At 44.9% G+C, this 26,807-nt stretch carries 24 protein-coding genes and 1 pseudogene; 11 read left to right on the forward strand and 14 right to left on the reverse strand.

Annotated features, from left to right (window positions below; genetic code table 11):
* Positions 1-62 precede the first annotated feature (62 nt).
* Entirely contained in the window at positions 63-2,120 is a 2,058-nt protein-coding gene (locus tag KSZ58_RS15690) for a BglG family transcription antiterminator (protein WP_055200991.1), read from the reverse strand.
* Between the two features lie 142 nt (positions 2,121-2,262).
* Between KSZ58_RS15690 and KSZ58_RS15695 the strand changes: the two genes are divergently transcribed.
* Positions 2,263-3,141 (forward strand): alpha/beta fold hydrolase, encoded by an 879-nt coding sequence (locus KSZ58_RS15695; RefSeq protein ID WP_175627921.1) that lies wholly within the window; start codon positions 2,263-2,265, stop codon positions 3,139-3,141.
* A 66-nt stretch (positions 3,142-3,207) separates the two neighbouring features.
* Here the strand turns inward: KSZ58_RS15695 and KSZ58_RS15700 are convergent, their stop codons facing one another.
* Positions 3,208-3,651, reverse strand: coding sequence for a hypothetical protein (locus tag KSZ58_RS15700; protein WP_100933916.1), 444 nt, complete (start codon positions 3,649-3,651; stop codon positions 3,208-3,210).
* A gap of 166 nt (positions 3,652-3,817) precedes the next feature.
* Entirely contained in the window at positions 3,818-5,731 is a 1,914-nt protein-coding gene (locus KSZ58_RS15705) for a PRD domain-containing protein (protein WP_008819615.1), read from the reverse strand.
* Between the two features lie 188 nt (positions 5,732-5,919).
* Here KSZ58_RS15705 and KSZ58_RS15710 point away from each other — a divergent pair, with 188 nt between their 5' ends.
* From KSZ58_RS15710 to KSZ58_RS15735, 7 genes are all read left to right on the forward strand, one after another.
* On the forward strand, positions 5,920-6,243 hold the full coding sequence (locus KSZ58_RS15710; RefSeq protein ID WP_008819614.1) for a PTS lactose transporter subunit IIB: 324 nt from the start codon (positions 5,920-5,922) through the stop codon (positions 6,241-6,243).
* A 22-nt stretch (positions 6,244-6,265) separates the two neighbouring features.
* Complete coding sequence (locus KSZ58_RS22810) at positions 6,266-6,427, forward strand: hypothetical protein (protein ID WP_224727347.1); 162 nt, start codon at positions 6,266-6,268, stop codon at positions 6,425-6,427.
* Positions 6,428-6,445: 18 nt separating this feature from the next.
* Entirely contained in the window at positions 6,446-7,552 is a 1,107-nt protein-coding gene (locus tag KSZ58_RS15715; protein WP_224727346.1) for a PTS sugar transporter subunit IIC, read from the forward strand.
* 15 nt (positions 7,553-7,567) lie between these two features.
* Positions 7,568-7,906: a PTS lactose/cellobiose transporter subunit IIA gene (locus KSZ58_RS15720; protein WP_008819612.1), complete on the forward strand. Its 339-nt coding sequence runs from the start codon at positions 7,568-7,570 to the stop codon at positions 7,904-7,906.
* Between the two features lie 27 nt (positions 7,907-7,933).
* Positions 7,934-9,385 carry a glycoside hydrolase family 1 protein gene (locus tag KSZ58_RS15725; protein WP_054344133.1) on the forward strand — a complete coding sequence of 484 codons (1,452 nt, stop codon included), beginning with the start codon at positions 7,934-7,936 and terminating at the stop codon, positions 9,383-9,385.
* Positions 9,386-9,576: 191 nt separating this feature from the next.
* Positions 9,577-11,088, forward strand: a complete 1,512-nt coding sequence (locus KSZ58_RS15730) for a cell wall metabolism sensor histidine kinase WalK (protein WP_142419811.1) — start codon at positions 9,577-9,579, stop codon at positions 11,086-11,088.
* A complete protein-coding gene (locus tag KSZ58_RS15735; RefSeq protein ID WP_002607954.1) occupies positions 11,085-11,777 on the forward strand; it encodes a response regulator transcription factor in 693 nt (230 codons plus the stop codon). Before KSZ58_RS15730 ends, KSZ58_RS15735 begins: the two co-directional genes overlap by 4 nt.
* 484 nt (positions 11,778-12,261) lie before the next feature.
* Here the strand turns inward: KSZ58_RS15735 and KSZ58_RS15740 are convergent, their stop codons facing one another.
* The 5 genes and pseudogenes from KSZ58_RS15740 to KSZ58_RS15760 all read right to left on the reverse strand — a co-directional run bounded on the left by KSZ58_RS15740 (position 12,262) and on the right by KSZ58_RS15760 (position 17,438).
* Positions 12,262-13,566 (reverse strand): sugar ABC transporter substrate-binding protein, encoded by a 1,305-nt coding sequence (locus KSZ58_RS15740; RefSeq protein ID WP_009269643.1) that lies wholly within the window; start codon positions 13,564-13,566, stop codon positions 12,262-12,264.
* On the reverse strand, positions 13,563-14,240 hold the full coding sequence (locus KSZ58_RS15745; protein WP_008727190.1) for a response regulator transcription factor: 678 nt from the start codon (positions 14,238-14,240) through the stop codon (positions 13,563-13,565). The genes KSZ58_RS15740 and KSZ58_RS15745 overlap by 4 nt, the downstream gene beginning before the upstream one ends.
* Positions 14,240-15,547 (reverse strand): sensor histidine kinase, encoded by a 1,308-nt coding sequence (locus tag KSZ58_RS15750; protein WP_009269644.1) that lies wholly within the window; start codon positions 15,545-15,547, stop codon positions 14,240-14,242. Before KSZ58_RS15750 ends, KSZ58_RS15745 begins: the two co-directional genes overlap by 1 nt.
* A gap of 2 nt (positions 15,548-15,549) precedes the next feature.
* Positions 15,550-16,526 (reverse strand): annotated as a pseudogene (locus tag KSZ58_RS23385) (sugar ABC transporter substrate-binding protein).
* A 453-nt stretch (positions 16,527-16,979) separates the two neighbouring features.
* Entirely contained in the window at positions 16,980-17,438 is a 459-nt protein-coding gene (locus tag KSZ58_RS15760; RefSeq protein ID WP_008819606.1) for a pyridoxamine 5'-phosphate oxidase family protein, read from the reverse strand.
* 139 nt (positions 17,439-17,577) lie between these two features.
* Between KSZ58_RS15760 and KSZ58_RS15765 the strand changes: the two genes are divergently transcribed.
* Complete coding sequence (locus KSZ58_RS15765; protein ID WP_009269646.1) at positions 17,578-17,889, forward strand: hypothetical protein; 312 nt, start codon at positions 17,578-17,580, stop codon at positions 17,887-17,889.
* A gap of 313 nt (positions 17,890-18,202) precedes the next feature.
* Here KSZ58_RS15765 and KSZ58_RS15770 read toward each other — a convergent pair whose 3' ends face one another.
* Together KSZ58_RS15770 and KSZ58_RS15775 are read right to left on the reverse strand one after the other, a co-directional pair.
* On the reverse strand, positions 18,203-18,661 hold the full coding sequence (locus KSZ58_RS15770; RefSeq protein WP_008819603.1) for a hypothetical protein: 459 nt from the start codon (positions 18,659-18,661) through the stop codon (positions 18,203-18,205).
* Positions 18,662-18,745: 84 nt separating this feature from the next.
* On the reverse strand, positions 18,746-18,973 hold the full coding sequence (locus tag KSZ58_RS15775) for a hypothetical protein (RefSeq protein ID WP_002607946.1): 228 nt from the start codon (positions 18,971-18,973) through the stop codon (positions 18,746-18,748).
* Between the two features lie 128 nt (positions 18,974-19,101).
* Here KSZ58_RS15775 and KSZ58_RS15780 point away from each other — a divergent pair, with 128 nt between their 5' ends.
* On the forward strand, positions 19,102-19,689 hold the full coding sequence (locus KSZ58_RS15780) for an NUDIX hydrolase (protein WP_009269648.1): 588 nt from the start codon (positions 19,102-19,104) through the stop codon (positions 19,687-19,689).
* 410 nt (positions 19,690-20,099) lie between these two features.
* Here KSZ58_RS15780 and KSZ58_RS15785 read toward each other — a convergent pair whose 3' ends face one another.
* Entirely contained in the window at positions 20,100-21,173 is a 1,074-nt protein-coding gene (locus KSZ58_RS15785; protein ID WP_009269649.1) for a transaldolase family protein, read from the reverse strand.
* A 234-nt stretch (positions 21,174-21,407) separates the two neighbouring features.
* Between KSZ58_RS15785 and KSZ58_RS15790 the strand changes: the two genes are divergently transcribed.
* The gene (locus KSZ58_RS15790) at positions 21,408-22,187 is read left to right on the forward strand and encodes a DeoR/GlpR family DNA-binding transcription regulator (protein ID WP_002607943.1); all 780 of its coding nucleotides are present in this window, start codon (positions 21,408-21,410) and stop codon (positions 22,185-22,187) included.
* 249 nt (positions 22,188-22,436) lie between these two features.
* Here the strand turns inward: KSZ58_RS15790 and KSZ58_RS15795 are convergent, their stop codons facing one another.
* The 3 genes from KSZ58_RS15795 to KSZ58_RS15805 form a co-directional block, all read right to left on the reverse strand.
* Positions 22,437-22,970, reverse strand: coding sequence for a hypothetical protein (locus tag KSZ58_RS15795; protein WP_002607942.1), 534 nt, complete (start codon positions 22,968-22,970; stop codon positions 22,437-22,439).
* A 300-nt stretch (positions 22,971-23,270) separates the two neighbouring features.
* The gene (locus tag KSZ58_RS15800; RefSeq protein ID WP_008819597.1) at positions 23,271-24,179 is read right to left on the reverse strand and encodes a glycyl-radical enzyme activating protein; all 909 of its coding nucleotides are present in this window, start codon (positions 24,177-24,179) and stop codon (positions 23,271-23,273) included.
* On the reverse strand, positions 24,173-26,593 hold the full coding sequence (locus KSZ58_RS15805) for a formate C-acetyltransferase/glycerol dehydratase family glycyl radical enzyme (RefSeq protein WP_008819596.1): 2,421 nt from the start codon (positions 26,591-26,593) through the stop codon (positions 24,173-24,175). The genes KSZ58_RS15800 and KSZ58_RS15805 overlap by 7 nt, the downstream gene beginning before the upstream one ends.
* Positions 26,594-26,807 lie beyond the last annotated feature (214 nt).

Genomic DNA, 26,807 nt, shown 5'->3' on the forward strand with positions numbered 1-26,807 from the left:
ACTACTTCATGAGCCCTTTTACGCATGGTAGTACGTTCCTACAGTATCCTGCAAAGAGCTGTTTATAAAATGGATTCATATTCATAAACTATTTGATATACTTCCTCTGCGGTTTTCGCCTTTCTGATATTCTCACAGAAATCCGCTTTCGATAACAGATTCATTAAATGAAACATTGCCTTCAAATGCGAGTCCTTATCTATCGTGGACAGACAGCATACAAAATCCACCGGATCATAGAACTGCGAATGAAACGGTACCGGATGCTTCAGCCGAATCAGCTGCATCCCCAGCTTCCTCCCACCGACATCCGGCGATTCATGCGGCAAGGCAAAGCCCTGTGCCAGTACGATATACGGTCCCATTGTTTCAATATTGCGAATCATCTGCGTGATGTACTGTTCACTCAGATAGTCCTGTTCCAGCAATGGCTGCGCACTTCTTCTGACAGCCTCCTTCCAGTCTGCACATTCCACATCCACCTCGATATGTCCGGCAAGCAGTTCACGAAGCGTTGCCTTGTCACTTGGGGCTATCGGAAAGAAATGCGATTGCAGATCCCGGATAATATTCTTATAGATTTCATCCTTATCCAGCGGGCTGATGGCAATGGAATTCGCAATCAGTGTCTGAAGTCGCTGAAAATTCGGATTGGAATTCACACGGTGCATACCGCTTTTCAATGTTTCCAGCTTTTCACCCAAAAGGATGCAGTCCTCATCACTCAGATACGGATGCAGAATGATGGTTTCACAGCGCTCCTCCTTCAGCGGTACCGTTGATATGATCAGATCGATTCCTGTAACATCATAATTCGCAAGTGCATGCACCGGCAGAACATCCGCTACATAAAACTGAAAGTATTTTTTCAGCCGGCTTAACAGCAGCTGTGAGGTTCCCACACCGGAGTTGCACACAAGAAGAATCGTGAACTGCGCGCCCTGATAACGGTTGCGCTCCATTGCCGCACAGACATGAATGGTGATATAGGCGATTTCCTCACGGGTGATGGCTCTTTGTACAAACAGCTCCAGTGGCTGCAGATTTTTCTCGATCGCTGCGACAACCTCCGGATTCTTCTTCACGATTTCATACAGAAGCTCATTGTCACTGTCATACCCCATATCCAGATCCTTAAATGTGGATTGCAGATGATTGGTCAGATTCTGGTAAAACTGGAAATCATTGCGCAGATCAATATTCAGATCATGCGCTACGGCATCAATAAACTGCTTGGAGATGACCTGAATCTGCATGATCTTCTCATCCGCATCATTGCGTTTGAGATAATGCATATTGTACAGGATATCCGCCAGCAGGTATTCCTCCTGCAGCCGATGCTCCATACCGAAATAATCCTCCATTTTGTTCATCAGATGGCTTGCCATTTTCTGCGTGGACAGATGTTGGGATACATAGTCGATCTCCACAAACCGATGCTTATGGTAGCGTTCAATCATAAGCATTAGATACTGCCGCAAATCTTCAAAGGAACCGTCAGTTAAAAAACGGCTGCTTGATATTTCCGCATCCTTGATCATACGCTTCAGGCTTTCCAAATCCTGTGGGGACATCATATCTTTATATTCTGAAATCCGATACTGCTGCACATACGGCAGGCGCAGCAGATGCATCAGCATAATCCGGCGGCTGCTCTCCCTGCCCTGAATACGCAGACCTCTGCGAAGGGATACGATTTCCAGATCCTGCTTCTGAATGCTCTTGCGTACATCATCCACATCATGAATGATTGTGGAACGGGATACAAAAAGAATATCCGCCAGCTGCTGCAGGGTTACATGCTCCCCCGTATTCGCTATCAGATACAGAATCATATGCATGCGTTCCTCCTTGCTCAGCTTGAAGGAATAAAAATCATTCTGTCCCAGCAGCATACGAATGGCATCGGTATCCTTCTGCAGCTCAATCACGCCATGCTCACAAAGCTGAATCGGCTTCTGCTTGTTTTCCAGAAGAAAATCCGTGATTCCCTCCAGATCATAGCGAATCGTTCGTTCCGATACCTTGAATTTGTCCATCAGATCATTGATGGTACAGGTTTCCTGATAATCCCGCTTTTCCATTATCCAGAAAATGATTTCTCGTGCACGTTTATTCATTAGCTATCTACCTCACCATATATCATATAGAAAATATGTCAAAATGCAAAGGTTAATTTTCTGCAAAAGACTCCGCAAGAAGTTAATCAGCTGAAAACGGTTTCCTATCGTATAATGGAAGCATAAAGTGAGGTTGGTCATCATGCAATTTAAAACCTATGTTCAGAAAAACAAACCGGTCTATATGTATATCCACGGAGAATGCCTTTCCGCCTTCAGCTTTCAGGAAGAAATACGGGAGCTGAAAAAAGATTACACCCTCATCGTCCCCGTCTTAGACGGACATGGAAGTGAAGCTCAGAAACCATTCATCAGTATACAGCAATGTGCAGAGGAGCTGCTTACCTATCTTCAGGAGTATTATAACGGGCATATCCAGGTGCTGTCAGGATTTTCACTAGGTGCGCAGATTGCCGTTTCCATGCTGTCTATGAAGCCGGATCTGTGCGAATACGCCATGATTGAAAGTGCGATGATGCAGCCGGTAAAGCTGCAGAGCTGGAGTGCCTATGCCGGCATCTACACAAATGCACTGGCAAGAAAAAAATGGTTCAATAAATTCATGTACTACACTGTTTTCAATGATGATTTTGCCTTTGAGGATTATTATCAAAATTATCAGGCAATGACAAAGGAAAACCTGAAAAGCATACACCATGCAGTCAGTACCTTTCAGCTTCCCGAAAATCTGGCGCAGGCTACATGTAAAACAGCAATTCTGGTCGGACAGCGTGAGAAGAAGAGTATGAAAAAAAGTGCCGATCTACTGAAAGAGGTACTAGGTGATGCACAGATTTTCATGCTGATGAATTATACGCACGGGGATTTCAGTCTTGGCAATCCAAGGGAATACCTGCGCTTTGTCAAAAGCTGGATACAGAACAAGGATATCCAGCAAAAGCGAAAGGTTCGTAAACAGAAGGAACAGCAGGAGGGGGATTACCTGCCGAACTGGAAGCATCTTGTGAATAAGATCAAGGATAAAAAAGCAAAGAAAAAGCTGCAGAAGGCAGGCTCTTAGAATAGAAAAAAGAAGCTAATCCATGCTATATAAAAGATAAGCTTTTCTTATGTATAATCGATTAGGCTATACATCCTGCAGCTGCACAAGAAGATGCCAGTCCATACTCTCACTTTCACTGTGAATACGATAGGCAAGCAGACTCTTCTTTAAAATATCCGAATCACTGCTTACAGCACTTAGAAGCAGCGCTTCATTCTGGAAGACGATATTTCCGTCTTTTTCCTGAAATGAAATCTTCACCACATGATGGTACAGCGGCTTTCCGGAAGCATCCAGAAGCTCCCCGCTCACAACCAGATCCTTTGGAACAGATCCAAGCTTCACTGTGATATCCGTATCCTTCGATGAAACCTTCAATATGTTGTCATCCTTCACCAGCTTTGAAAAATCGCTTTCCTCCAGATTTTGTTCCTGACCATCCGCAGTGGCTGTATTCCCGGCTTTACTGCATGCGGTAAAACTGCCCAGGCAGAGAAACACCAGACACAGAAGCAATATTTTTTTCATATGATACCCTCCATCCTTTTCCATATATATCGTAACATAGAGAGCAGGAATTGCAACCTCGCGTCCTGCTGTTTCGCATGCATTCTTACAGTCTGAGCGAATAGTAAAGCGATGGCGGTCATAGAACAGTTCTATAAAAGCATTGCGTCGGCCGTTACTGTCCGGTTCAGCTGTATTTAATATAGTTTTTTATAACAATCTGCTTGAAATCTTCAAAATTCCTGCATTTTTTTATTTCTGCGATAACCTCCTGCTTATTAAAGAGAAGGATCAAAGATTCATAAAGATCATGAAAGTGCTTATTGTCGATTTTATTAAACGCAATCATAAACACAACATTGACGATGTGCTGATTGGTCCATTCCATGCCTTTTGGACAGACAACCACAGCAACGCTTGTTTTATAGGCACTCATTTTCATCGGGTGTGGTATTGCGATATTCATAAACGCAGTGGAACTGGCCCGCTCTCTCTTCCATACCTCGTCTTTGAAATCCGCATGCACATAACCAAGCGATATCATCTGATCTGCCAGCTCATTGATTGTTTCCTCTTTTCCTGTAGGCTTCTCTTTGAAATAGAACAGGTCCTCATTAAAATAAAAATCGATATTATCCGCAAGAATCCGGCTCTTCTTTGTATTTTCAATTCGGGTGATAGCCTTCATAATCTTGTTTTTATCATAATTCATCGGAAGCGGCGGAAGCAATACCGTCAGATATTCCGGGGATTCGGGAAGCGGTATCGTCGTAATCAAGAGATCAAAGACCTCATGCTCAATGGCACGTTCAAAGGATATCAGCTTCTGAATATTGATTTGTTCGCCAAAGTTCATTAGCATTTTGTTATACAGCAGCTTCCCGATGTTCAGATACTCCGGGCATAAAATCACACAGGAAACTCTGGTTTCTGCTTTTTTCTGGCGCTCGATTTCCGTACCTACATGCAATGCAAGAAAGGCGATTTCATCCTCGCTGATTTCCTGTTGAAATGTCTGCATCAGCTGATACGCCATGAACGTTGCTATATCGTAAATCGTGGGACAGGATATTTTGATAGACTCCAGCATTGGATTTTTCATGATGCTGTGCTGTTCAAGACGATTCTTCAGATTTTTTAAATGCAGTGCAAAGGGCGTCAGAAAGCTGTCAGACATGAGATTCACAAAGAAATGCCGGTCTATACTTTGAATCAATTGATGGGATAAGGAAAGAATATCTTCCGAAACAACCTTGGAAAGCTCCTCCATCTGATCCTGAGCATGATAATTGGCATTTGTTTTAAACAATATATAGATTTCAAATTTTTCACTGCTCGTAAAGGTTACATCAAAAATCTGTTCCAGCGTCATACACAGCTCATCAATGATAGGCTTTTCTTTCAAACCGTCAATAGAATGGTATTCACGATTGCCAGGGATATGGTTTCCACTGTGCATTCTGCTGATCATGATGGTCACATGAAGAATCAGATTGATAAAGGAGAAATCATTGATATAATAATGATATTTATGAAACACCTGCTTTATCAGTATACAGGCTTCTTCTATATCATATGCAGGAAAGCTTTCCTGCAGGAAGGACAGATCCAGAAAATTCCCACTCGCTTCCTCCGACATGACATGCGTGATGAGCCTTCTTTTGTTTTTCTCCGTACCTCTGATATCTATTTTATTATCTACACAGGAGAATGTGATTTGAAAATGGGCAAAGCTGGTATTCATTTTATATATATCATTTTTAAGGGTGGAATAGCTGATGAATAATTCATCACAGAGATCAAAAATATCAAGCTGATGCTGTTTTTCAAGCAACAGCTTTTTTATCAGGTAAATACAGCGGCCTTCATAGTCCTGTGGGATATCATCCTTGTATTGAAGCAGGACAGATGCTTTTTGCTTGTGAATCGTATACCCGCGATTACTGGAAAGGATGAGGCCCGGATAGCTGAGATTCAACTCGGCAATATAGGATTTGATAGTTCTGATTGATAACGAAAGAGCTTTGGATAATGTTTCAGAGGTCAGCTTTTCTTCATGCTCATACAGATAGCGAATAAGATCTTCCTGTTTTCTTTTCATGCGATCACATCCTTATTTTTGAATTCTTAATTATATTATAGCGGCTTTTCAAGGGATTGGAAACTGGAAAATTGCACCGTGCAATTCACGCATCTGCACAGTGCAGATATTGAGTTGAGACCCAAACTGGAACATGGTTTAATAAGGCTGTAAGGTTCAAACGCTTACAGAAAAAGGAGGTCATGGAAATGGCACAGCTACATATTTATCTTTGCTGCGGAGGAGGGCTCTCCTCGGGATTTCTTGCACAGAAAGCAAGAGCGGCTGCGAAGAAGTCAAAAGTAAACGCAACAATTGAGGCAAAAAGTGAAAGTGAGGTAACGCAGTATCTATCAAAAATGGATATCCTTTGTATTGGACCACATTATGAATTCCGACTGAAGGCATTCGAGGACATGGCAGCCCCTTATAACATACCGGTTATCGTCATTCCGGAAGAAATCTATTCCATGCTGGATGGCAAGGCCTTACTCCAGCTGGCAGTGGATACCTTAGAAAAGTATAAAGTATAAAACATTAGAGGAGGAACCTAGTATGAATCAAATTATGAGCTGGTTTACAGACAAGCTGGCACCGGGGATGCAAAAAATATTCAGTAATCCATGGGTTGGGGCAGTCGCAAGTGCAATGCAGAAGATATTACCTTTCATTCTGGTTGGATCCGTCGTATCCATCTATAACGTATTTGTCCGATAAATACCGTCCCTACCGGATATGAGCTTTGTGAATACCTTCAGCTTCGGAATGATGTCCCTGATTGTATCCTTTATGGTCGCATACTTCGGTATGGTGGAACTGGATCATCCGAAATATACAATAACAGCAGGACTGACTTCCCTTACTGTATTTCTGATGGCCCTTTGCCCGACAATGGCTACGCTGGTGAAGAATGCAGCGACAGGGAAAACAGAATTAACGATTACAGATATTAACTTTCTGGGGGGAAGCGGTCTGTTTATCGCCATTATAGTAGCTTTGATCGTCATGGTGATTTTCCATTTTTATGCAAAGCTGCATGTACTGGAGAACAGTGCATCCATGCCGGACTTTGTATGTGAGTGGATCAATAATATCATACCAATGACATTGATCTATTTAGTCTTCGGTATCACGGTGTTTACTCTGGGCTTTGATCTTGTCGGCTTTATCAATATGGTTTTCCAGCCGATCGTGGACATCGGACAATCTCTGCCCGGCTTTGTAATTATCTGTTTCCTGTATGTATTACTGTACTCGGTTGGTATTTCCGCATGGTCCTTAAATGCCATTGTAAAGCCTATTCTGATGGCAGGTATAGCCGCCAATGCCGAGCTTGCTCTCGCAGGCGGTCAGCCGATCCACATCGTCACAACCGAAACGATATTCACAACTGCCCTGATTGCGATGGGAGGCTTGGGAGGAACCCTGCCGCTGAATTTCCTGATGCTGTTTAAATGTAAGTCAAAGAAGCTGAAAACGATGGGAAAAATCTGTTTGGCACCATCCGTCTTTAATATCAATGAGCCGCTGGTTTACGGAGCTCCGATCGTTTTCAACCCCCTGCTGATGATTCCGATGTGGATGAATTCCGTTGTAGGTGCATTGATCATCTGGTTCATCATGAGAGCAGGCTTCCTGAATATTCCAGCCGGTGTGAATAATATTTCCCGTATCCCTGCACCGATCTGTACATGGCTGACAACCGATGACTACCGGGCCTTCTTCTGGTTCTTTATCCTATTCGCAATCTATGCTTTGATTTGGTACCCGTTCCTGATGAAATATGATAAACAGCTGGTAAAAGAGGAACAGGAAAAAGAGACGGTTAAGAAACCATTATAGGAAAGGAGGATTTTCATGGATGAAAATAATCGCTTGATTCCTGTATCCATGTCGATTATTATGCATGCAGGAAATGCGAGAACAAAAGCCAATGAAGCTTTGGATGGTATCGCGTCATTTGATTTTGAGCGTGCAAAGGAAAAAATCAGAGAAGCGAGAGAGGATATCACAAGGGCACATCAGGGACAGACGGAAATCATTCAGGCAGAAGCCGCCGGTGAACAGTATACATCGTGCCTTCTGTTCACACATGCACAGGACACCCTTATGACCATTATGAGTGAAGTGAATCTCACAGAGAAAATGATTACCATATTTGAAAATTTCTATACAGGCAGAGGCACCGTCAAATGATGTGTTTTCAAAAGAAAGGAGCTGCGTATGAACATTGTAGAGCTTCATAAAGATAGGATGCAGGATTCATTTTCCAAAGATTTTCTATGGGGTGCTGCCATCAGTGCCAAGCAGGCGGAAGGAGATAGCGACCGTGCGCTGACCGTTGCGGATCTTCAAAATTATGATCCCCATGATAAGGCAAAGGTTAAGGGAGATCTTTCCCTGCAGGAAATCATGGATCGCATAGAGCATCCGCAGGATTATATATTTCCTAAAAAGACAGGAATTGATTTCTATCATCGCTTTCGCGACGATATAAAGCTTTTAAAGGACATGGGGATCAAGTGCTTTCGTTTTTCCGTCAGCTGGGCAAGAATTTATCCGGACGGTGCAGAAGAAAAGCCAAGTGAGAAAGGTCTCTTATTTTATGATCAGCTCCTCAATATCTTAAAGGAAATGGATATAGAACCCATTGTGACCTTATATCATGATGATATGCCGGTCGATCTTGCATTGAAATATAATGGATTTCTGCATCCCCATGTGGTTGATTTGTTTGTGGAATACGCTGCGCTTATCATGAAACGCTATCAGCATAAGGTCACCTATTGGATTCCTGTAAATCAAATCAATCTGACAAGAGTCGGACTAAGCTCAATCGGTGTCATTAAGGACACCGTTGAGGATGTGGAGGCAGTAAAATGGCAGGGAGTCCATCATAAATTTATCGCCTGTGCGAAAATCAGAGAGATCGGAAGAACGATCAATGCGGCCTTTCGCTTTGGTGCTATGCTCGCGGATTTCTATGTCAGTCCCATGACCTGTAAACCGGAGGATGTTGTGTTCGCAACTGAGAAAAATCAGATGACGATGTTCTTCTTTGCGGATGTGCAGCTGCGCGGAGAATATCCGGGTTATGCACTTCGTTATTTCAAGGATAACAGCATAGCGATCCATGCGGATGAAAAGGAGCTGACGCTTCTGAAAAACAATACGCTGGATTTTCTTGCGATAAGCTACTATAATTCCAATGTGGTAAGCTATGAGAAAAATACAATGGCAATCGGAAATGCGGAGTTAAATCCATATCTGAAGGCGAATCCATGGGGATGGACGATAAACCCGCTTGGCTTATACGACTGCTTTTTAAACTACTGGGACCGATATGGGAAGCCCCTGATGATTGCGGAAAACGGATTCGGACAAATAGAAGAATTGGATTCTGAACATAAGCTTCATGATGATTATCGTATCGACTATATCAAGGAGCATATCCGTGCCTTACAAAAAGCAGTACAGCACGGTGTGGATGTCTTCGCTTATTGTGCCTGGTCCCCGATTGATATGGTATCCTCCGGAACGAGTGAAATGAAGAAACGCTATGGTTTCATTTACAACGATCAGGATGATGCAGGACACGGGACACGGAAACGGTATCCGAAGGATTCTTACTGGTGGTATCGGAATGTGATCGCAACAAACGGAAATGTGTTATAAATTGAACATGTAAGCAGTGCATATTATGTACGCTTACATGTTTTTATTCTCCTTCCATATGCGGTGTAAGGGCTGTCCGGCTTTGGCATACAGACAGACAGCAAAGATTCTATACTTTCTATTAACACTGCCGTTTTCCCTTGCTTTTCATGATGAATTCCTACATAATGAACATGCAAAGGGGTGGTAACATGCGCTATCGAGATATATCCATACGTAAAAAAATACTGCTTTCCAATTTTCTTATGGTACTCATTCCCATCATTTTTGTATGCTTCATTCTGTTTTCCCTGCTGCTGGGATTTTCCTTTGTGACACACTCTCCGGCTGCACTCATCCGCAATGTCCTGTTAAACACCTCAAACTACGGACCTACACTGCTGATCAAAACAATGAACGACGAGCTGGCAGGAAGTGAGCACATCACGGACGAGGCCAAGCGTATTCTCGCACAGCTTGAAAAATCAGGTCTTCATATTTTCGTCGAGGAAGCACACGATCAAAAAGCGGAGGTTTTATACCACAGCAGCGGAGTCAACCGAAAAAGCATGCAGAAGGAATTCGAAAGCATAGCCGAAACAAAGCAGTATGAGCTTCCTTATATCATATGGAATGCAAACGGCATGGCATATCAGGCTGAGCTGAAAAATGCGGCGGATAAAACCCTGCGCATAACCTTTTCCGGGAAAGATCTCACCTTCCCTCAGGACTCTTATGAATCCTGGGAGCATACCAAGCTGATGATCAAAATAACGATTGTCGCAACCGGTGTATTCATGGTATTATTCATTGTAGCACTGGGTGCCGTACTGACAAGAAAGCTGGCACAGCATATCCTGATTCCGCTGTATGATCTCAATCAGGCTACCAGTGAAATCCGAAGCGGTAATCTGAAGCAGGAGATCTCTGTGGAGAAAGAGGATGAAATCGGCGAGCTGTGCTCAAACTTCGAAGCGATGCGCAAGCAGCTGATCGAGTCGGAAAAGCTGCGGTCCCAATATGACCTGAACCGCAAGGAGCTCATTGCAGGCATTTCCCATGACCTTTCCACACCGCTCACCTCCATGCAGGGGTATGTCAACGGACTGCTGGACGGGATTGCGGATACGCCGGAAAAACAGCAGCACTATCTGCATATCATACAGGAGAAAACAAATGCCATGAATGCGCTGGTGGAAAGTCTCTTTCTCTTATCCAAGCTGGATCTGGGACAGGTGCCGTTTCATGATGAATGTGTAAATCTGGCAGACTTTTTACAGGACTGGTATCAGGAATGTGCTTCCCGCTATGAGCATGCAAGCATAAAGCTTACCGTCAAATGCACGCAGCCCGTGCAGGTTTTGATGGACCGTACACATTTTATTCGGGTATTGGACAATCTGTGTCAGAATAGTATAAAATATAGAAGTGAGAATCCGGTGCACATTGATGTCACACTAGAATGCGATAAGAAGGAATGCATTCTCACATTTCAGGACAATGGAATCGGAATCGATCCATCCCAGGCACCAAGATTGTTTGACAGCTTCTATCGCAGCGATCCTGCGAGAAGCTCCAAGGTGAAGGGAAACGGACTGGGTCTTTCCATCACCAAGCAAATCATAACCCAGATGAAGGGTGAAATAAGCGCCAGCGGTGAATTGAACAAGGGTCTGTGTATTACGATAAGACTGCCGCTTTTACAAGGAGGAACAACGCTATGAAACGAATACTGATTGTAGAGGATGACAGAGCGATTGCGGAACTGGAACGCGATTATCTGGAAGCGAATGACTATGAGGTTGAAATCTGTGAGGATGGTGAAAGCGGATTAAAACGCGCCTTGCAGGAGGATTTTGCTTTGATTCTGCTGGATGTCATGCTGCCGAAGGAAGACGGCTTTCAGGTATGCCGGAATCTGAGAGCATCGAAAAATGTACCGATCATTCTGGTATCAGCCAAGCGTGAGGATATGGATAAAATCCGGGGTCTTGGTCTGGGTGCCAATGACTATATCGTAAAGCCGTTTAATCCAAGCGAACTGATTGCAAGAGTGAAATCACAAATCGCCAATTATGAACGGCTGACACAGGGAGCACAGAAAAAAGAGAATCTGCTGCAAATCGAAAATCTGATGATTGATTTAAACTCCCATGAGGTTTTTTTGGATGGTGAATCCCTCGTTCTCCCCAACAAGGAATTTGAGCTTCTCGTATTCCTTGCCAAAAATCCGAATATCGTTTTCAGCAAGGATCAGCTGTTTGAAAAAATATGGGGACTGGATGCCATCGGTGAAATCTCTACCGTTACCGTACACATCAATCGGATCCGTGAGAAAATCGAAAAGGACAGTGCCAATCCGAAATTTATCGAAACCGTATGGGGAAGCGGCTATCGTTTCCGCAAATATTAAACGCACACGAAAGAATTATCAAAGCGAAGCTAGTTATGCAGATAAAAAAACAGGGATATCCAAAGCTATTGCACTCATAATCGCCGGATTCCCTTTTTTTTACATTCAAACATGACGGATATCTCTGTATATATACCACCTTTTCACAACACATCATATTTTGTATGCCAATTATATGTTTCTATTTACAGATTCATTTTTCTTCATAGCACGGTATGATTTATCAAGTAAAAGATACACCCGTATATTCCCGTATTACCAGCACCTACAAACATCCGTCTGTAGATAGGAACACATTGTTTTATCTGGTGAAAACACACGCACTGCATTCTGCACCCTGAGCCTGAAAGCCAAAGAGAATGCAGGAGTCCTGCACATAGGCAAAGGTGTTGTAAACTCCTTTAAAAAAAACGAGTATCAACGCTATTCAGCGCTTCAATACCCGTTTGTCCTGAGAATCACCCACTTACCATTCCCTGCTCCTCTATTTTTTCAGAATCAAATCAATCTTTGTCTGCAGAGTGTTGATGCTTGTCTTGATATCCTCATCCGTCCCCAGCAGTCTTCGTATCTCACTGTCCGCAACCGAAATCACCTGATCGTAATCAGTAAACTTGGTATTTGGAATTGCATGCTCCATCGTATCATTAAAGAAATCCATATTGAAGGTGGAATCCCCCGGGGCATCCTTCAGTAAATACTCCATCACCTGTTTGGAGCCCGTGATATCCTTTAACACGGAAACGCCCTGTGAGTACTTAAAAATATCCTTCTGTGCCGTTGTATCATAGCACAGCGATTTTAAAAATTCCCACGCCAGCTTCTTATGCGAGCTGCTCGCACTGATCCCCATACTCAACGTATCCAGCTGCGACACATTATCCCCCTCTGGTCCCGCAGGCATAGGAATGCAGTCCCACTCAAAATTCGTATATTTCTTCACACGCCACGGATAGGGCTTGTAGGTTCTGTATTCGCTGAATTTCATTGGACAAAAGGCAACCATACCCTTATCAAACATAGCACTGTTCACACTCTGCCCCTTATTCAGCTCCTCCAGCTTTCTCGTAAATTCCACAGCCTCATACACCTTGTCATTCGCCAGAGTCGCACTCGTTCCGCTGGCATTGAAAATCGTCGCATCGTTGGAGGCAAGCGCATTCTGCCAGCCATAGCCGTAAACACCAAAGGTATCCAGGGAACCGTCATGATCCGAATCCAGGGTCACCTTTTCACAGATTGCATAGAAATCATCCCATGTCCAGTTATTATCCGGCAGGGCGATACCGAACTTGTCCAGCAGCGTCTTATTCACATACATCATGGTTGGAACACTTTCATATGGCAGTGCGTACTGCCTGCCATCCATCTGTCCGCTTTTCAATGCCGGTGTAAAATAATTTTTCACCGTAAGCTTTTCATCACGCTGTATGTAGGAATCCAGCTCCTCCAGCATTCCGATATCCGCAAAGGTATACAAATCATCGGACAGCACCATGTATACATCCGGCAAATCACCTTCCAGTGCCTGCTGGGAAAGCCATTCAGAGTAATCCGCCTTCTGCAGACCGCTCACATATTCCACCCGCACATTCGGATGTGCCTTTTCAAAGCGTTCAATGGCCTGATCGATAATTTTATAGCTGTCTCCGTTGGGAACATCCCAGTTGCTTCCGGCAAACATGCCGAATTTCAGGACTACTGTTTTCTGCTGCATATAGGAAAACCATCCGATTCCGCCGATACACAGCAGCAGCAACACCAGAGTGATCAACAGACGCCGTTTCATCCGTTATCGTCCTGTTCCGCTTTTTCCCGGTGTATATACCAGATGGCCAGCTGCGTACGATCGCGCAGCTCCAGCTTATCCAGAATAACACTCAGATAATTTCGTATCGTACCCTCTGTAAACTTCAGGATTTCTGCGATTTCCTTATTGGACAGCCCCTGTGCCACCTGCTGAATGATTTTCCACTCCGTATTGCTCAGTGTGGGAAGATCATCCTGACTCTGAAATTTCTCAGTAACCACATTATTCTTCGCCATCTGCGAAAAGATACGAATCGCCTTGCTTGCGACATTGGGATTGAAAATCGCACCACCCTGCAGCACGGTTTTTATCGCATTGGAAAGCTCATCCAGTGATACCCCCTTCAACAGATAGCCGCTGGCTCCGTATTTCAAAGCAGAATATACATATTCATCATCATCAAAGGTTGTCAGAACAATAACCTTCACATCCGGATACACTTCCTTCACAAACTTGGTACAGTGTACCCCATCCATATCCGGCATCCGCATATCCATCAAAATGACATCCGGCTGCTCCCTGCGTATTGCCTCAATGACCTCCTTACCGCTTCCTACGGTGGCAATCACCCTGAATTCTTCTTTTGTACTCAATATAATTTTCAGACTTTCGCGGATCAGCTCCTGATCATCCGCAATCATAATCTTAATCATCAGATACCCTCCCTGATTGGAATTTCTGCAAGGATCACAAACCCGTTGGATCCGTAAAACCGGATATCTCCCTGCAAGAGGGCGATACGCTCCTGCATGTGGTGCAGTCCAAAGTCCGGCTTAATAGTTTCACAGCCGATTCCATCATCCTCGATAATCAGAATCAGCGTATCATTTTCCTTTGCGATGGATATAAATATCTCCTTCGCCTTGCCGTGTCGGACCGCATTCGTCATTCCCTCCTGAATAATGCGGTATATGACCTCTTCCTCGTCCTTATCAAAGGTTAAATGCGGAAGATGACATACAAAATGAATAACGACATCGGTAACCCCCTGGAATTCCTGAATCATTTTATCCAGAGCTTCCTTCAGCGTATAATGCTCCAGTGCATCCGGACGCAGCTTATCCACGGAACGCCGCACATCCTTCAAGCCGTTTCTGGCCGTTTCCGCCAGCATGCTCAGCTGATTCTTTGTTGCGGCCGGATCGATTTCACTCATCAGTACACAGGCATCGATACCTACGGATAAGCCGGTCAGTGTGTGCCCCAGCGTATCATGAATTTCTCTTGCCAGACGGTTTCGTTCTCTGGTCGCTCCCATCTTTTCACGGATGTTGGCATATTCCTTCAGCTGTTCATTCAAATCCTGCAGCTCCTGATTCATCTGTAGAAATTTCTTGCTTTCATTGATTTTCTCCTGCACAAGAAAGATCATGTACAGGATAAACATGATGATGTTCAGGGAAGCCAGCGTGTTATGGATACTGGAAAGCACGGACTGCGTCATGGAGTTATAGCAGGCGAGATAGTCATTGAAGGAGACGATGGCAAAGCGTCCGGACAGAAAATCATAATTCCCGCACAGATAGATGACAATCATCACGGCCAGACAGAGTGCCCGTTCCCGGTTGGTGCTGATATACGTCAACAGATCGGCCATCACAAGAAGCAGAATGCTGTTGGTGGAAAAGCTGAGAGACTGCATGATAATCAGACAGAGACAGGTTTCCAGCAGAAAGCTTCCCGCCAGCTTCCAGGTGGTCAGCTGAATCTGATGCCGCAGCCGCATCACAAACAGAAGTATCGGAAAACAGGCGACCGATGTAATCATGATGCGCAGAGGATTGGAAGGCAGACACGGTAAGGTCGAAAGAAAGGTCCTGGCCTCATACATATCACAGATGCGCAGTGTGGTAATGTACATAATGACACTGATAAACAGAATGATTGTCAGATTGAGAAAGCACATCATCCAGTGAATCGCCTTCAGCTTCTCATCATTGCTCCATTTCATAAACCACATGATTACTGCCACCCTTCCAGAGAGAACTGATCGATATTATTTTCATTGATCAGCGTTACCGGTATTCTGGCCTTACTGCTGTACGGCTTGTTTTCCAGTATTTTATAGACGATCTCCGCCGCATCCTTTCCCATCGTTTTCGGTGACTGGGAAACGGATGCCGTCATGATATGATCCTTGATCAGTGCCTTAGTTTCCGGCGATCCATCCACACCATAGACAAGTACCGACTGCAGACGATCCTTATCCTGCATGGCGGCAAGGGCACCCAGCGCACTGGGGTCGTTCAGTGCCATAACCACATCAAAGGAGATATCCTTATTCAAAAAGGCATCCATTTTCGGCATGGCGATTTCAAGCTGTCCCTCACACTCGATTCGCTCCACAACACGGTACTGCGGCTTATCCTTAATGGTATCGACAAAGCCCTGAATCCGCTGGACAGCAGAATAGGCGGTACTGTGCTGAAGCAATACGATATCCGCCGATTTCTTCCGCTTCATCATATCCTTGGCACACTGCACACCGGCATCGTAATTATCCGACATCAGAGAATACGCGACAAGATCCTCATCAAATACATCCGTATCCACAGTAATGACCGGTATATTCGCTTCCTTGCCTCCTTCAGCTCCTCACTCAAGCCCGTAAAATCCACCGGATTGATAATCAGCGCACTGACACCCTGTTCAATCAGATAGTGAATCTGTTCCTTTTGCTTCTGCAAATCAAGTGCAGGATCCAGAGATATGAGAACATCTCCGTTTGCCTCGACGACATTGCGTACCTCATCATCGATTACATTGAAAAAGGGATTGTTCAGCGTCATATAGGTCGCCCCGATTTTCAGAGGCTTCTTGCTGCGATAGATGAACTGCTCGCTGGTATAGCGGCTCAGAAGTGACAAGCCGGCCACAACAAACATCAGGGCGAACAGAAACATGACAATGGAACGTATACTCACTTTCAGTTTTGACATAAAGACCTCACTTTTTATCAACCATTATTATATCATAAAAAAACAAGCCACTCTCTCTTTTGGCTTGTTCTTTTCTATTTTATCGTATATTTTTTGATAAAATAGGTTGCATATTGACGGAAGCTTTGCATTCGGTATGAGATACTCCGCGCCTGTATTGGTGTTGAAGGGTTTCATGTCTATTCCAGATTCAGGATTTTAGCAGCGGATCAGATTATGAATGGGTTTTCTGCATAGGAATGTTACCAGCAAACATCTGCAGAAGTCATACCGTGCGATTCAAGCAATGTTGTAGATTGGAATTTAAGAAAGACCAATTTCTAAATTCACCACAATACCATAACTGCTTCTGCACTACCACCATGCAGAACCAATATCTTATTGCACGTATATTTTACAAAAGGTTCCCTGTAAATTCAACTTTCAAATGTCATTTGTTTTTTATTACATTTGTCATTTTTCCGCATTCCGCTTTCCCGTAATTTCCTGCACGGTGATGCTCCACACAGCAGTAACGCTCCTTAAATCGCGGATTTCCTGCTCTGCCATGTCCATGCTCTGTGGTATAAAGGTCCTGCAGAGGGCAAGCAGCGCGCGATGCCGTTCCTCTTCATCAACCACCTCCTGCGCAATTCCTCTAATTGTACAGGATGCATAATAAACAGTAAACCCTTCTGCACAGTTCTCCATACGGGCAACGCTGTGCAAACAGACGTTTGGATTTTCGCGCATAGCCCTGATTTTTTCCCCGTCACGGGCGCAGTGAAAGTACAGGGTCTCATCGATACGTGCTACCGATAGTGCAGTGGCATACGGTCTATTCCGGTAGCTCATGGAAAGCACGGAATATGCGCTTTGATCAAAAATGCGCCATGCCTCTTCTCTTGTTGTTTCTCTGTCTGTTCGTCTCATATGTCTCCTTTTTATATAAGTATACCATGAAACACAAGCAAATATATTCAAATATTATTTTTTCTTAAGTTCCTGCTTTTCCCACATCAAAATGATATACTATAGTTATAAAAAGGAAGGTTTTGAACAGGTGATGGTGATGTTTGGAAAACAAAAGGCAAGACTGCACGGATATGAAAGCTATGGCCGAATAATAAAAATCGAGGATGGTTTTTATCTATATCGCGGATTACCCTCCAAATATGTAACTGTGGAATATCACGTTAACCAGCAGCGCTACGAGGTCAGACAGCTGATTTACAGTATCCTTCCTGCTCATGAGAAGAAGCTGAAGCTGCAGGAGCGCCTGCGCATTAAAATCAGTGAGGACAATCCTAAAAATGCCTATGTCAGTGAGTTTGACGAGCCGCAATATAAGCTTTGGTATTATGTGGATAAAGCTAATAAATAATACCTGTTCTCAAATCTGATCAAAGCAAAGAGAAAAGGATGGATGTCATACAGATTCATACAGTATCAACAGCCAATGAAACAGATGCAAACCGGTCGTATGCATCCATACCTTTATCAGTCACTTCAAATTGAAAGAAAGTGCGCTTGCGATTGCTTTTTGTAATTCTCATGAATGCCTTATGTGACAGCAGCTTACAGTAATCTGCTTTTATGATTTCTTTGACAGCGCATATTTTTAAACAGAAGTCCATAAAAAAGTATTCCGTTATAACAGGAAACATCCCTTATACAGAATACTTTTTTTATGTATTTTATTTTTTCTCATCCAGCTTATAGCGCTGTACCCAGCTATCGAATTTTTCCTCCGTTAAGCCATCATCACCGTTTTCCAATAGATTTTCCAGCTTTCCTTCCTTCACATAGTAAAGGGAAGGTGTTTCGTTCATTCCCGGAAAGGTTTTCCGAATCGTATTCAAATCAGATTTCCGCTGTGAGGCAGGTGCTTCATCCAGAACAACATCATACAGTACAACGTTATGATCCAGCAGGTAACCATCCAGCATTTTCTTGAATTCTATACAGTGTGAGCAGGTAGTCTGCGTAAATACAATGGCAAAGCTTTCCTTCTTATCCACCATTTCCTGCATCTTTGCAACGGTGATATTTTCCACCCTTCCCGGCTCATCATCACGTTCATATTTTGAACTGCAGCCTGTCAGAAGCAGCAGTGTACAAGCTGCGATTCCACATAATCTGATAAATTTCTTCATATCCGACCTCCATTTGACTGATGCTATCAGTATAGCGTATTTTCCACAAAATGAAAAGCAGGGCGGCCTTGCAAAATCTGCCAGCTACTGCTCATGTAAAGAACCAATCTGCTGTTCGATCTTTTCCTTCACCATTTCCCGCCTGTCTGCCTTCACCTTATCCAGCAGATACAGCAGCATGCGCTTCAGCTCACCCATGTCAAATTCCTCTTCGAGAAATACATCCATAGCCATATTGCATTCTTCCTCATAGGTACGATCCATATTGGATGTAATCAGTACGAATAATCTTTCCGCAAGTCTTGTATCCATAACAGCTCCTCCGTTTCTTCCCTATCATCATAGCATATTAAGAAATGGATTTCCGTATTCTGCATAATTTTTTCTTCTACACAATGAAATCCTGTGCTATGCTTACAGTAGAAAAGAGGCGGAAGTGTATGATAAAAAAACAACCGGTGAATGCAAAGGGTCAGACAGAGGAGGAATTTTTAAAGGCATATGATGCCGGCCGCTACCCCTGTCCTGCCCTCAGCGTGGACATGCTTATATTTTCTAAATACGAAAACCGGCTGAAGCTGTTATTGATTCGCAGAAAAAATCATCCCTATATACAGCAGTGGGCCTTACCGGGAGGCTTTCTGAATATCGGGGAAGATATTCTGGATGCCGCCTATCGTGAGCTGAAGGAGGAAACCTCCATTGAACGCAATCAGGTGCAGCTATACCAGCTGCATACCTATGGGGCTGTCCACCGCGATCCCCGTATGCGTGTAGTTTCCGTTGCCCACGTTGCGCTGATCAATCAGGATGTAAAGGTTGAGGCAAAGGACGATGCAGATGATGCGGCATGGTTTGAAGTACAGATAAACGATAATACGCTTACCCTGTATCATGCACAGCATCGCATGCAGTACCATATGAAAACAGCGCGCAGCGTAAATCCGGATCAGGAAGCACTGGCATTCGATCATATACAAATGATACTGGATGCGCTGAGCTTCTTGAAGCTTCTACCGGCTGCTTAGAAAGTTATCCCGATACGGGACTGCTGGACAGATGATGCTGAATGACTGCTTTTGTCCTGCTTCTGAATAAGAAAACTATCGGGATATATGCAGAGTTGGCAATTTCGGGTTTTGACCTTGACAAAAACACAAAGCGTTATCGGAGTCCTTATCCGGCTTTGTGCTTTTTCTCATGGAGGGATTCACTGTCTGTGGCATGCTGCTTCAGGTATTTTCTAGCAGAACAGCAGCTGAACACAACACTGCGGATATCTGTTATGTACAGGTTTTTGAAGTTTCCTGTTCTATGCTGCCAAAGCGCTCACGCATATCTCCCCATATCTGTTTGTAAGCTATGTGCTGAGTGACCCTCATGACAGCTTTACCGTCAGTGTTTTACAGACGGCAGCCGCATGCTGAAGGCGAGGCAGTTAACGGATGGGATTCGGCAACAGAATGTCACGTACCTTATGTACCGCCTTTTCATATTCCTCTGTAAAATAGCGAATCGTCAGAATAACAGGTCCGAAGCTGTTGAAATCATCCTCTGTCAAAGACCCTTGTGTATACGCCTGTACAAACGGTGTAAGCTTATTCAGCAGCTTCAGCTTGTCCGCAGCCACAGCCTCACTCATATAATCACGGATTTCCACATCACAATTTGCGAATCGCTTCTGCCACTTTGCAGGAATGGTCATGATAATGTCTCCTCCGATAAATTCAGACCAGTGCAGCTGATGGCGGTAGTAAGCCGTCAGCACTCTGGTTTTATATCCGCGTTCCTGAAATATCCGGTATACCTCTTTACAGATGGCCACACCACACCATGGAAATGCGTCCGGGTGTATGACGATATCCCTGCTCTCCGCATAGGATTTCAGCCAGTCCTCCTGCATTCCCAGCAAGACCGCACATACCGGATTCAGCTCTGCATTGGACAGCCCCTGCGCAGTTCGCCGCTTCATTCCCCGCTCGATCGCCTCAGCTGCCGCGACTGCCTGATCCACGCTGAAGCAAACGGTCGCCATCACACTGATTCCTTTGAAGGTAGCCTCCTCCATCGCCTTGATTCCTTCCTTTGTGGATGGAATTTTCACCTGCATATTCGGACCGCAGCTGTTTACCTCCTCTGCCATGCGTACCATTTTTTCCGTATTGCTGTAGTCATAGATGGATGTCTGAATAGAGAAACGCCCCTGCTTCGGATTCCCCTGTTCCCAAAGCGGAAGCAGAACCCTGCTTCTGCGTTTTCCCATTTCCAGTGTCCAAGCCCATATCATTTCCTGTTCATTATATTCCGGATGCTTTCCCTGCAGCTCACAAAGTACCTTTTCATGCTCACTGACTTCCTCATTGCACAGCATACGGGACACCCAGGTAGGACTTGTCGTGATGCCTGTGATCCCCTGTGTCAGACCATATGCATGATCAGCTGTGTGGAAGGAATCCGTCCATAGCTCCGTCTGTGGATATTTCTCACGCATTTCAATCAGTTTACTCTTCATAATCGGTTTCTCCTTTTTCTTTTTCTAACTGTGCCTACATCATAAAGCATTTTTACACAAATGCAATATGATTCCTGTTTTTTCAGAATAAACAATCAGAAAAGCTTGTTTTCAATAGCAAAGAAAAGAATTTACACAAACATTTACAAAGAAATCCCAACTCCATATGTGAGATTATATTGACGAAAGCCTTTGGCTGCGCTACCATGGAGCTATAGAAATGAGGGAGACTCCATGGCAAAAACAACACAGCAGAGAAGAAATGAAATCTATCGCATCATTGTATCACAGGGAAGCGCACGTGTAAGTGAACTGGCGGAGCAGCTGCAGGTCACAACCGAAACGATTCGCAAGGATCTCAACAGTATGGATGAACAGGGCATCATCATAAAAAATCATGGCGGCGCTGAAATAAAAAACACCTATTATCAGCTGCCGCTGGATGTGAAAATGAGCGAGCATGTATATGAGAAGCAGCTGATTGCACGCAGGGCACTGGATTTCATTCAGGACAACACTGTTCTTTTTCTTGATCCGGGCAGTACGATTTTATATCTGGCAAAATATCTGCGACTACGCAAGGGCTTGACCGTTGTCACGAATTCTCTTGCGATTGCGTCTATGGTATCGGAAACCACACATCAGCTGATGATTGCAGGAGGGCTGCTGCAGAAGCAGGGCAAGGCTGCGATCGGCGGTTTTACAAACAGCATGATTGACGCCATCCATATCGATACCGCCTTCATGGGCTGCGACGGATTTCTTGATTCGTTTGGACCGGCAACCTTTTCCCATGAGGAGATGGAGGTCAAGCAGCATGTGCTGCGGAAGGCACAGCAGAGGATTCTGTTATGCGATTCCTCCAAGTTTCGCAAATCCTCCTCATATACCTTCGCAAGGTGGTCCGATTACGATGTATTGATAACAGATCAGATTACTGAGCAGGAGCAGCATATGGTGAAGGAGGTCAGGCAGCTGATTTGTGTATCAGATGAGGACTATGAATTCCTATGATGCGACTGTAAAGACAGGAACGCTATGTTTATGCTGTGTCTGCCGGGAAGCCTCTCATCCTTTACAGACTGCAAAATAACACGGCGCAAGCACGAAAAATCAAACAAGCAGGCAGACTGTGTATATAAGACCACAGGAAAGCCTGGCGAATTCTATGCTGTTTTATATCGGCATTCATCATAGTGTAATAGCGTAAAAAGACGTTACCTGTTCGCATATCCAATAGCATCCAGAAATCGAAAGGGATGCTTAGTCAAGCAGAACTGCCACCGTATCCTTTAAGGGATTCGCAGAGGTTTTGCGAATCATGTTATGGATATATGTAAACAAACTATCATAGCATTCCATAACAGCCTTACCCTCTACCAGATAATCCACGCCATCGGCACTCATATACAGCTTTTCGGAACAATACAGCGGTGAGACAATGGTGCATTTTCCATACCATAGACAGGACGGCATGCGATTCTCCTTTATCCATTTCATATAATCAGGCAGGCTTCTGCTTTTCAATGCCTCCACCTCCTCCTTGATTTCTTCCGCATCAAAATCATGCATAATCTGTGTCTGTTCCATAAGAAACGAGAGAAAATGCTCCTGAAACACATCCTTTTTGAGGGTAAAGAGAACGCTGTCCTCGAGCTCCTCTGCATCATAAAGCTGCATGTTAAACCATGAATTGAGCATGTCCGTTATCCTGTCCGTATCATATGCACACCCCCATCTGTCCTTTTTTAGCACATAAAGCTCATTCGTCAATCTCAATCTGATAAATTGTCCCATGTCAAGACACTCCTTTCCTGCTCGTGATAATAAAAAAAGGCAAGCACACTGATGGTATCCTCCATCAATGATACTTACCTCTCTAACAATCCATGAACCCCGGTATATTCCGGATTCCGCCAGGTTTCTCACCCTGTAGCCTTCATATCATGCTCAAAGTTATCACGATCACATTCCTAAAATTATTGTATCATATTTTTTAATAATTAAAAGAACTTTTGATACATTCGCACTATTATCTTTTCTTAACAGCATAAAGAATGTGATGGTTATGAAATCGAATGACAGCCGCCAGTATATTCACGCTTTTTCCATATACATTGGCAGATTGAGCCTTCGCCCCTCCTCCATGCAATAAGCCAGCGTTTCAGCATCCGGACAGGCATCCTCCTGTATCGGGTATGCCAGCTCCATGCTTTTATACTTACCTTCCCCCAGTGCATGATATGGTAAAAGCTCTACTCTTTGTACCGCAGAACCCAGTGATGCCACAAACTGCAGTCTTTTCCGCAAATCCCTTCGATCATCATTATATCCCTTCACGATGACCATGCGAATCCACATCGGCTTGTGCATCGCCGCCAGTCTTCCTGCGTTATCAAGAATTCGGCCGTTGTCCGCTCCGGTGATTTTTTTGTGTAATGCCGCATCAAAGGCTTTGATATCATAGAGAAACAAATCGCAGTATTGCGCAGCCCTTTCCATATGCTCCCATGCCACATCACCAGCGGTATCCACACATGTTGCTATGTGCTTCTGCTTCAGCAGACAGAGTGTATCCGCCAAAGCCTCAGCCTGTAACAGCGGCTCCCCGCCGCTGAACGTCACGCCGCCTCCGGACTCCTCATAATATGTGAAATCCTTTTCCAGCTGCTTTACAAGCTGTTGGCACTCCACCTGCATACCAACCTGTTCAAGGGCATCAAAGGGACATACCTCCTCCAGCTCCCCTGCCATATGCTGTGCACAGGGATGCATGTGAATAGCACCGTCCTCCATGTATACAGCTGCTGGATACGCATGCACACAGCTTTGACAGCCGCGGCACAGAGATGAAAAATGGAGCAGCTTATTGTACGGCAGCATCAGCTCCGGATTGGAGCACCATGCACAGCGCAGATTGCAGCCAATCAGAAACACGGTGGACCGTATTCCAGGGCCGTCCTTTGTGGAATAGCGCTGTATGGTCGACAGGTGAATGGCTACCATGTATTCTCCGTACGTGCGATAATGGCTTCCTGTGCTTCCGGCATCAGGGAAACAAACTGAGCACAGTAACCGGCAACACGCACAATCAGATCCGTATAATCCTGCGGATGCTCCTGCGCCAGACGCAGCGTTGCACTGTCTATGACATTGAACTGATTATGGTAGATGTGCTTTTTCGCAGATGCCATCAGAAAGTCGACAAACTTATCGAGATTTTCCTCTCCTGCCAGCGCACCGCTGGAGAAACGCATATTCAGCAGCTGTCCTGCCGCCACCTGCTCATTTGGCAGCTTGGCAACCGAATTGATAACCGCAGTAGGACCGTTTGTATCTGTCCCCTGTGTTGGAGAACAGCCCTCGTTTAACGGTGTTCCCGCAAACCGCCCGTCCGGTGTTGCGCCGACGACAAAGCCGTTTGGTACATAGGAGGTGATGTTGCTGGTCGACATCGTATAGCAGCTTACTGCAGGTCCCTGCTGATAACGCTGTGTACGATACTGCGGAAGCAGCTTCAGGTAGGAATCAAAAACATCCTTAACAATTTCATCCACCGCATCATCATCATTTCCAAACTTGGCTACATGACGTATTTTTTTATGGATTCTAGCAGATTCCAGAGACTGCCAGTTATCCTGCATAGCAGTCATCAGCTCTTCCCAGGTTACCGACTGCTCTTCAAACACCAGCTTCTTTATTGCGTATAATGCGTTTCCGACAACGCACGGTCCGATATTGGACTGTGAAATCACATCGTAGCGGCAGCCACCCTCCTTCAGGGTTTTCCCCAGCTTCATGGAGTCCTGTATAAAACAGCTTGCGAATGGATCAGCATCATATTTTACCAGAGAATCATCACAGATTGCATCGCATTCCACCGATATATCAGAATAGAATTTCAGCAGCTTTTCCCAACCCTGCCACAATTCCTCATAGCTTTCAAACGTAACAGCATCCCCGCCTTGTCCATTGACCGACAGCATTTGGATGCCGCTTGCAGGATCCACACCGTTATGCAGCAGAATCTCCAAAACCTTGCCCCAGTTTACATAGGTCATCCCGGTAGCCCGATGTCCGTATTTCCCCGGAACTCCGGTTTCCACACAGCCGATCGGACAATAATCCAGCGCATCCTTCTTCGGTATTGCCAAATCCTCGATTCCCTTTGCGGCAACCTCGTCATTGAACATGCTCGGCATGCCGCATCCGGTGCGAATCAGCAAGGCAGCCGCCTTCAGAAACTGCCTCGGTGTTTCCAAATGATAACGGACAGAGAAATTCGGTTCCGCTAAGGATGTCAGATGCATCGCCTCAATACATAGATAGGAAAGCTCATTGGTGCCGTCGCTTCCCTGCGGTGTTTTCCCGCCGACGACCAGATTGGAATAAAGCGGATAGCCCTGTGAGTATTTTGTATGACCGTAGGGACGCACCTTGTTACAGGAGGAATTCATAATGAACATATGCGTGATGATTTCCAGTGCCTGATCCTTTGTCAGCACACCCCGCTCTACATCCTGTTCATACAGCTTTCGCATGTACTGGTCAAAACGGCCGTAACAGAAGGAATGCCCGTTGCTTTCGATCATCTGCAGAACATGCACCATATAGCACACCTCTACTCCTTCATAAAAGCTTCTGGCCCCCTGTTCCATCATGGTCCCGGCCATATGTGCTATAACTCGCAGCTCCTGTCTTCTCTTTTCATCCTGCTCATGCTCCGCCATTTCCTCCGCCAGCTTGGCAAAGCGCTGAAAGAACAGCAGAGCCCCTTCCAGTGAAATGATAACCGCCTGATAGTAATTACGCTGTGCATCCTGCAAGTCAGTATTTGTCAGGGCATGCTTCGCCTCATCGATGATCGAACGAAACCCTCTTTGCAACAGCATTTCATGATCCGGAACAATATGACCGTCTCCGGACATGGAGATGCCACCGCGGTGTAAAACTCCCTGCTTCTCTGCAAGACGGATATTCTCACTGAGATGTGCATTGACCTCATCCTCATGGGTATGCTGTAGCCAGTATGGTGCTATGCGTTTCAAATCCTGTTTTACTTCCTCGCTGATCTGAAACACATCACCACTTCGCTGATCGAAGGCTTCCAGCTCGTCAATGACCCACTGTATGGAATATTCCGGAAATATCGGAGCCGCGAAGTTTGCGGACGCCTGATTACCGAATATCAGGGAATGGGGCTGGATATAGATATCCATATGGGCAAGGGTGTGGGCGAAGGCCTTTGCCTTGCGAATGATATACGGTTCTCCTTCACTTTCCTGAAAGGATTGTGTATACAGAAGAGCACGCTGCGAGCATATACTGGCAGTGCGTTTCTCCATCACATGGCGAAGAGAATCGATGCGCTTCCAGTCAACGCCGGATGCTGCAGGTGTATAAAATAGAAAATCTTTCATAAGCGCCCTCCTCATAGCGATGCGCCTGCTTCTGGTATGGATCGTCTGCGTGTGCCTGCTGATTGCAGCATCATGACACCCGCAAACCGTCCATCCATAAATTCATGCAGGCTGCGTCAAAGAATCCAGCTGTGCTTTGATTCTTTCTATGCATATTATAATGGGATTCCACCCGGGACGCAAGCCATTTGCGCTCATATTATTTTGTTTATGC

It is taken from the genome of Erysipelatoclostridium sp. DFI.2.3 (assembly GCF_019132535.1).
GTDB classification, from domain to species: Bacteria; Bacillota_I; Bacilli_A; order Erysipelotrichales; family Erysipelotrichaceae; genus Clostridium_AQ; species Clostridium_AQ innocuum.

Bases quoted from the DNA above. Each gene is read 5' to 3' on its own strand.
- KSZ58_RS15690 (WP_055200991.1), bottom strand. From the start codon at position 2,120: ATGAATAAACGTGCACGAGAAATCATTTTCTGGATAATGGAAAAGCGG.
- KSZ58_RS15695 (WP_175627921.1), top strand. From the start codon at position 2,263: ATGCAATTTAAAACCTATGTTCAGAAAAACAAACCGGTCTATATGTAT.
- KSZ58_RS15700 (WP_100933916.1), bottom strand. From the start codon at position 3,651: ATGAAAAAAATATTGCTTCTGTGTCTGGTGTTTCTCTGCCTGGGCAGT.
- KSZ58_RS15705 (WP_008819615.1), bottom strand. From the start codon at position 5,731: ATGAAAAGAAAACAGGAAGATCTTATTCGCTATCTGTATGAGCATGAA.
- KSZ58_RS15710 (WP_008819614.1), top strand. From the start codon at position 5,920: ATGGCACAGCTACATATTTATCTTTGCTGCGGAGGAGGGCTCTCCTCG.
- KSZ58_RS22810 (WP_224727347.1), top strand. From the start codon at position 6,266: ATGAATCAAATTATGAGCTGGTTTACAGACAAGCTGGCACCGGGGATG.
- KSZ58_RS15715 (WP_224727346.1), top strand. From the start codon at position 6,446: ATGAGCTTTGTGAATACCTTCAGCTTCGGAATGATGTCCCTGATTGTA.
- KSZ58_RS15720 (WP_008819612.1), top strand. From the start codon at position 7,568: ATGGATGAAAATAATCGCTTGATTCCTGTATCCATGTCGATTATTATG.
- KSZ58_RS15725 (WP_054344133.1), top strand. From the start codon at position 7,934: ATGAACATTGTAGAGCTTCATAAAGATAGGATGCAGGATTCATTTTCC.
- KSZ58_RS15730 (WP_142419811.1), top strand. From the start codon at position 9,577: ATGCGCTATCGAGATATATCCATACGTAAAAAAATACTGCTTTCCAAT.
- KSZ58_RS15735 (WP_002607954.1), top strand. From the start codon at position 11,085: ATGAAACGAATACTGATTGTAGAGGATGACAGAGCGATTGCGGAACTG.
- KSZ58_RS15740 (WP_009269643.1), bottom strand. From the start codon at position 13,566: ATGAAACGGCGTCTGTTGATCACTCTGGTGTTGCTGCTGCTGTGTATC.
- KSZ58_RS15745 (WP_008727190.1), bottom strand. From the start codon at position 14,240: ATGATTAAGATTATGATTGCGGATGATCAGGAGCTGATCCGCGAAAGT.
- KSZ58_RS15750 (WP_009269644.1), bottom strand. From the start codon at position 15,547: ATGTGGTTTATGAAATGGAGCAATGATGAGAAGCTGAAGGCGATTCAC.
- KSZ58_RS15760 (WP_008819606.1), bottom strand. From the start codon at position 17,438: ATGAGACGAACAGACAGAGAAACAACAAGAGAAGAGGCATGGCGCATT.
- KSZ58_RS15765 (WP_009269646.1), top strand. From the start codon at position 17,578: ATGTTTGGAAAACAAAAGGCAAGACTGCACGGATATGAAAGCTATGGC.
- KSZ58_RS15770 (WP_008819603.1), bottom strand. From the start codon at position 18,661: ATGAAGAAATTTATCAGATTATGTGGAATCGCAGCTTGTACACTGCTG.
- KSZ58_RS15775 (WP_002607946.1), bottom strand. From the start codon at position 18,973: ATGGATACAAGACTTGCGGAAAGATTATTCGTACTGATTACATCCAAT.
- KSZ58_RS15780 (WP_009269648.1), top strand. From the start codon at position 19,102: ATGATAAAAAAACAACCGGTGAATGCAAAGGGTCAGACAGAGGAGGAA.
- KSZ58_RS15785 (WP_009269649.1), bottom strand. From the start codon at position 21,173: ATGAAGAGTAAACTGATTGAAATGCGTGAGAAATATCCACAGACGGAG.
- KSZ58_RS15790 (WP_002607943.1), top strand. From the start codon at position 21,408: ATGGCAAAAACAACACAGCAGAGAAGAAATGAAATCTATCGCATCATT.
- KSZ58_RS15795 (WP_002607942.1), bottom strand. From the start codon at position 22,970: ATGGGACAATTTATCAGATTGAGATTGACGAATGAGCTTTATGTGCTA.
- KSZ58_RS15800 (WP_008819597.1), bottom strand. From the start codon at position 24,179: ATGGTAGCCATTCACCTGTCGACCATACAGCGCTATTCCACAAAGGAC.
- KSZ58_RS15805 (WP_008819596.1), bottom strand. From the start codon at position 26,593: ATGAAAGATTTTCTATTTTATACACCTGCAGCATCCGGCGTTGACTGG.